The sequence below is a fragment of the Paenibacillus sp. TY11 genome (assembly GCF_059772165.1).
Genome location: NZ_JCBAIQ010000053.1, coordinates 1 through 7,082 on the forward strand (window position 1 = coordinate 1; position 7,082 = coordinate 7,082).

At 58.1% G+C, this 7,082-nt stretch carries 1 protein-coding gene; it reads right to left on the reverse strand.

Translation table 11 applies throughout. The annotated features are described in order from the left end of the window. On the reverse strand, positions 1–7,082 hold a 7,082-nt coding region (locus AC6EJC_RS26585), incomplete at both ends, for a non-ribosomal peptide synthetase (RefSeq protein ID WP_444956500.1).

The window sequence follows — 7,082 nt, forward strand, 5'->3', positions numbered from 1 at the left end:
TCCGGGTCGAGCGGCACATACGCCCCGCCCGCTTTCCAGACGGCCAGCACGGCCACCAGCAAGTCCACCGAACGCTCGGCGAGAATGCCGACGATCGTCTCCCGGCCGATGCCGCTTGCGCGCAGCGTGGCCGCCAAGCGATTCGCCCGCTCGTTCAGCTCCGCATACGTCAGCCGGTCATTCTCGTACACGACAGCTGCCGCTTCCGGCGTGCGTTCCGCCTGTTCCTCGAACAGTCGGTGGAACGCGGCCGCAGGAGCCGCTTCCGGCTGCGCCGGGTTGAACGCGCCGAGAATTTGTTCTTTTTCCGCCGCCGTCAAAAGCTCCAACTGATTCACGCGGATGTTAGGGTTAGCCGCAACCTTCTCCAGTGCCCGGGCAAAATGACCGTGGATCAGCCTGATGTCTTCCTCTCTGAACGTCAGCGCATTGTACGTAAACCGCAGCAAAATATGCTCTTCCGGAATGACGGTAATGTCCAGGTCGTAGTTCGTTTGCTCCGGCGACTGGATATTAGCGATTTTCAGCGCTTCTTTGTCTCCGCCGACGACCTGCTCAATCTGTTCTTCCATCGGATAATTTTCAAAGACCATGATATGGTTGATCAAGTCGCGCTTTTGCTCGCTCAGCGACTGAATTTCGAACAGCGGGAACGTTTCGTAAGCTCCCGATGCCAGCGCTTGATCCTGGGTTTTTCTCAAGATATCGGCTACCGTCTCCTCGGCTTTGCCTTGAATACGGACCGGGATCGTATTAATAAACAGGCCGATCATGCTTTCGATGCCCGGAATTTCCGCCGGACGCCCGGATACGACGGAGCCGAATACGACATCCTCGCTGTTGTTGTATACCTGCAGAACCAGTCCCCATACGGTCTGCATGAACGTATTGAGCGTCACCTGCTGCTGGCGCGCCACCCGCTCGATTTGCCCGGTCAGTTCCTTGCTGAGTTCCACATCGATTTCAGCCGCTTCAAAAGCGCCCTGCTTCAGCTGCGTTTTCTCCTGGGGCAGCTTGGTCTGCTGATCGTAACCCGCCAAATACTCGGACCAGTAACGCGAAGCTTTCGCGGCATCTTGAGCTTCCAGCCATTCGATATACCGGGAGTACGAGGTAACCGGAGGAAGCTCCAGCGTCCGCTTCTCCTGGAACGCGAAGTAGGTGTCGAACACTTCCTTGATCATGAAGGACATGCACCAGCCGTCCATCAAAATGTGATGGTGACTCCAGATCACATGGTAGGACTCGTCGCCCGTGCGCAAAACTGTCACGCGCATAAGAGAGCCTCGGGCCAAATCGAACTTGTTCGCTTTATCCGCGCTGACGAAATCGGCTATCGTCTTCTCCGGGTCTTCATCGCTTACCGAGCGAATATCTTCGAAGTACACTTCACACTTCCGCTCGCGGAATACCACTTGAATCGGCTCGTCTCTCCAGCCGGTAATAAAGTTGGTCCGCAGCGCCTCATTCCGCTGCACCAGCGTATCCAATCCTTGGGTGAAGGCTTCGACATTCAGGCTTCCGTACAGATCGAAGGTCACCTGTTCGAAGTAAGCTTCCGAATCGGCATCCAGCAGGCTGTGGAACAACATCCCTTTTTGCAGCGGAGTCAGGGTGTATACATTCTCCAGTTCGCCGAGCGCCGCCGTATGTTCGGCCAGCCGCTCCAGTTCCTCCAACGTCACATCTTGAAGCAGTACGTCGCTAGGCGTAAGCTCCGGCCGCTCTTTCGATACGCAATGGCTGATGACTTCACGCAAGCTCGAATGAAGCAGGGTGCCTAGGCGCTCTACCGTTTCCCGTTTATACTGGGTTTCCCCATAACGGATCGTGAGTTCCTGCACTCCTTCCGACACCATACCGTTGATATCGAGGACATAATCCATCACTGCATTCGGGCTTGAATCGGAGCCCGGGCTGAACGGAGACGGCCTCGAGCCGCTGCTTTCGTAATCCTGGTCGAACTGACCCAAATAGTTAAAGCTGATCTCCGGCTCCAAAGCGAAGCGCTCGCCGTCACGCGGCGCCGACAAATAACGCAGGATGCCGTAGCCGATTCCTTTGTTCGGAATGCGGCGCAAGCTTTCTTTAACCTGTTTCACCTGATGACCGAGCGCCTGGGCGTGACCCGGCTCCAGAACGACAGGGAATTGGCTTGTAAACCAGCCTACCGTGCGCGTAATGTCCACATCCGGCAAAATATCTTCCCGGCCGTGGCCTTCGAGATTCACCAGCACGCGTTCCCGGCCGCTCCAAGCTTGTACCGCGAGGCCAAGCGCGGCAAGCAGCAAATCGTTCATTTCCGTATGGTAAGCACGATGTGCCTGCTTCAGCAGCTGTTCGGTTTCCTCCGCCGTCCAGCGAACGGTCACGAGCCCGCTGTCCTTCAGCTTGGATCTGCCTTGTTCAAAATCTTTCGGAAGCGGCTCATAGGTCAATTGCTCGATATGCTGCCAATACTCTCTCTCGCTTTCCATCGCCGGACCGTTCGCATAATCAGTGAGCTGTTTCGCCCACGTTTGGAATGAATCCGTTTTGAGCGGCAGACGGATCGGCTGCCCTTGCAGCGCCTGCTCATAGCCGGCAGCAAAATCCTCAAGCAGAATCCGCCAGGATACGCCGTCTACGACCAAGTGATGGATCGCGATGAGCAGGTGGTCGCCGTCGTCGCAGCGGAACAAGCCGAGCTTCACCAGCGGACCGTTTTCCAGATCGATGCTCGCTTGAATGTCATTCGCCTTAGCCTCTACCGCTTCTTTCACGTCGCCGACTCCCTTGAAATCGACAACTTCCAGATCGAACAGCGCTTCGTTCTCCCCGGCGCCGCGGTTCCAGGCGGTATAGCCGTTCTCGGTTTGGCGGTAAACCGTACGGAGAGCATCGTGATGCACGACAAGCTGACGCACCGCTTGGCGTAAAGCTTCTTCGTCAAAGCCTTGCTTGGAGAACTGCATGAACGCCTGGTTGCTATGATGCACGTCGGCCGGATTTTGTTCAAAGAACCAGCGCTGAATCGGGGTCAAGATGACCTCTCCCGTCACTTCGGCCTGGCTTGCCGTTCTCTCCGCCGTTTGCAGCTGCAAACTAAGGGCGGAAATCGTCGGGTAATGGAACAAATCTTTCATGACCAGCTTGTATCCCGTTTGCAAAAGACGGGACGATACCTGCAAGGCCTTGATCGAATCGCCGCCGAGCGCAAAGAAATTGTCCATCGTGCCGACCTGATCCACGCCCAGCACCGACTGCCAGACCGACGCAAGTGCTTGCTCGGCAGGAGTACGAGGCGCCGTGTATGCAGCCTCGGCACGAATGCTTCCTTCCGGTACAGGCAGCGCTTTACGGTCGATCTTCCCGTTCGGCGTAAGCGGCATTTGATCCAGGCGCATGATGCGCGAAGGCACCATATGGGAAGGCAGCGCGGCGTCCAGATGGGCCACAAGCCCTTCCAGATCGAAGCTGGAATCCGCTACGACATACCCGCACAAATATTTCTGCCCCCGCTCGTCCGTCCGGTCGATGACAAGCGCTTGACGCACGCCGGCAAAATTTTTCATGGCCGCTTCAATTTCACCAAGCTCGATCCGATAGCCGCGAATTTTCACCTGGTTGTCGATCCGGCCGATGAAGTCCACGTTGCCGTCCGGCATCCAGCGCGCCAGGTCGCCCGTCCGGTACAGCCGCTCCCCAGCGGTGAACGGGCTGTCTACGAATTTCTCCGCCGTCAAATCCGGGCGGTTCAAGTAACCGCGGGCCACACCCGCTCCGCCGATAACCAGCTCGCCCAGCACCCCGATCGGCACCGGCTTCAGATTCGCATCCACGATGTAGAACTTGGCGTTCAGCCACGCTTTCCCGATCGGCACGCTGCCCGTCTTCGGCAGCTTCTCCAGCGGCTCGTCATAGAAGCTGGAGTCAATCGCCGCTTCCGTTACGCCGTAGCTGTTAATAATACGGAACTGCGAGCCGAAGCGCTCCTGCAAGGTGCGGTAATCCGCTACGCTGCACGCATCCGAGCTTGTGATCAGCAGCTGCATCGAGCTGAGGTCCAGACCCTCGGCATGCACATGCTCCATGAACGGCACGATCAGCGCCGGAGTCGATTCGAACACCGTCACGGCGTAGTCGCGAATCCAGCCGTAGAGGCGGGTTGGATCAATCCGGTCGTCCTTCGGCACGATGACCATGGTGCCGCCGTTGTACAGCGTCCGCGCAATGTCGCCGACGAACACGTCGAACGAGAAGCTGGCGAGCTGCAGCAGCCGGATCGGGAACTGATCCAGGCGGTAGTCCCGCCGGTAGCCCGCCGCCGTGTTCACCAGGCTGCGGTTTTCCACCGCCACGCCCTTCGGACGGCCCGTCGTACCGGAGGTGTAGATGACGTAAGCCAAATCGCGCGGCTTGTTCACATTCGCCGGATTCGATGCGAGATCCGCCGCTAGTACGTTCTTCTCGGCTTCTGCCGTGGCGGACGTTTCGGCAGCAGCCGCTTCCGCCGCTCCGAGGCTGTACGTCGCGGCGTCGTCAAGCGCAAGCACCGTTTGCAGCACTAGAGCTCCGTCGCTGCGCCAAGCTTCCGCCTGCTCCAGCAGGCGGGTCTGCGTGAGCAGCACCGACGCCCCGCTGTCCGCGAGCATATACTCGATCCGCTCCGCCGGATAGTCCGGGTCGAGCGGCACATAAGCGCCGCCCGCTTTCCATACGGCGAGCACCCCGATCAACAGCTCCGCCGAACGGCCGGCCAGAATGCCGACCACCTGCTCCGGCTTCACCCCGCGCGCCCGCAGTGCATACGCCAGACGATTCGCTTTGGCGTTCAGCTCCGCATACGTCAGCTTGCTGTCTTCGTAGACAACCGCCAGCGCTCCCGGAGTGCGCTCCGCCTGCTCCTCGAACAGCTCGTGGAACGTTCTCTCTCTCCACGACTCATCCGCTTCCAAACCTGTACCCTCTGCGGCGGGTTGCTTCGCAAGAGCCGAAGACGACACGTCAAACCCGACCAGCAAATCATGCTTTTCGCTGTCCGTCAAGATATCCAAATCCGAAATCCGCGCACCCGGCTGATGCAGGATCGACGCCAATAGCTGCTCGTAATGACCCGCCAGCCGTACCATCGTTTCCTGTCTAAACAACGAGGTAGCGTACTCGATCTTGCAAACCAGCTCGTTATCGGCTTCCACGATATCAAGGCTAAGATCAAACTTTGCCGTCTTTTCCTCGATGTCGAACAGCGACCATTGCAAGCCTTCCATGGTTAAATCCAAGCTTTCGTGTTTTTGCAAAGAAAACATGGTGTCAAACAGAGGATTCCGGCTTAAATCCCGGCTCACCTGAAGAGCTTCCACCAGCTCCTCGAACGGATAGTCCTGGTGCTCGTAGACTCCAAGCGTCGTTTCCTTCACTTCCTGCAAGTAATCCAGGAACGTCCGCTCCGCCGCCGGACCCAAGCGAAGGGCCAGCGTATTGACGAACATGCCGATAATCGGCTGCAGGTCGGCGTGAGAACGGGCGGCAATCGGAGTGCCGACCACTATATCTTCCTGTCCCGCGTATTTATGAAGCAATACGGAGTACGCAGCCAGCAGAAGCATGTACAGCGTCGCCCCCGAATCGCCGGCAAGCCGTTTGAGAGCTTCGCTTTTCTCCGCATCCAGCGTAAACGTGAGCGTTTGACCGTCAAACTGCTGGACGGCCGGGCGGGAGAAGTCGAGAGGCAGCTCAAGAACCGGAAGCTCGGAGCTGAATACCCCGCGCCAGTATTCCTCCTGCCGTTTGATGCGCTGGCGCTGCTCCTCGGATTGCTGCCAAACGGCGTAATCCTTATATTGAATCCGCAGCTCCGGCAATTCTTCCCCATTGTAAAGCCGCACGAATTCGCGCAGCAGCACGTCCATGGAAAGGCCGTCGGAACCAATATGATGAATATCCAGCGCGAGCAGGAATTTCTCTTTCTCCAGTTCGATCAGCAGGGCGCGCAGCAAAGGCGGCTGGGTCAAGTCAAAAGGCTGAATGAAGCCTTCAAGAATGGCCGCAACCTGATCTTCGCTTGCTTGAAGCTTCTCGACCTTGAAAGCTACGAGCGGATGAATACGCTGAACCGGCTCCCCATTCACGATTTCAAAACCGGTGCGCAGCATATCGTGCCGGGCCACCAAAGTAGTCAGCGCCTTTTCCACTTTGGCCTCGTTCAAAGCCCCTTCCAATTGCAAGGCGCTTGGGAGGTTGTAATTCAGCTCCGAGCTATCCAACTGGTGCAGGACGTACAGCCTTTTTTGCGCGGAGGAAACCGGATAGTACGCTTTCTCTTCCGCTTTCGGAATCGAGCTGTGCCGTGTTTCTTCCAAGCTGGCAATAGCCCCGGCCATCGACTCTACCGTCGTATAGCGGAACACATCGCGCAGCGGAAGTTCGACGTTCATTTCCTTCTGAATCTTGCTGACAAGGTTCGTCGCCCGCAAGGAGTGGCCTCCAAGCTCGAAGAAATTGTCCAGGACTCCAATGCCGGAGTAGCCCAGCACTTCCTCCCAGATCTTCACAAGCTGGGACTCCGTCCGGTTACGCGGCGCTACGTATTCGACGCCCGTTTGCAAGCCGCCTTGCGGCTCCGGCAGCGCTTTGCGGTCCACTTTACCGTTGGACGTCAGCGGCATGCGCTCAAGCTGCAAGAAGTACGACGGGATCATGTACCCCGGCATTCCCTGGGCCAGCGAGGTTCTCATTTCGCTGACCGTCAGCGTCCGGTCCGCCACAAAGTAGGCGACAAGCGCCTTCTCGCCCCCGCCGTCCTGACGGGCGAGCACCACCGCTTCTTCCACGCCCTCGACGTTCAGCAGCTGCGTCTCGATTTCGTCCAGCTCGATCCGGTACCCGCGGATTTTGACCTGGTGATCGATTCGGCCCAGGTATTCGATGTTGCCGTCCGGCAGCCAAGCCGCCAAGTCGCCCGAGCGGTACAGTTTCTCCCCTTCCGCAAACGGGGAATCGACGAACTTCTCCGCCGTCAGATCCGGGCGGTTCAGGTATCCTCTCGCAAGGCCTTCCCCGGCCACGTACATTTCGCCCGCTACGCCGATCGGCACAGGGCG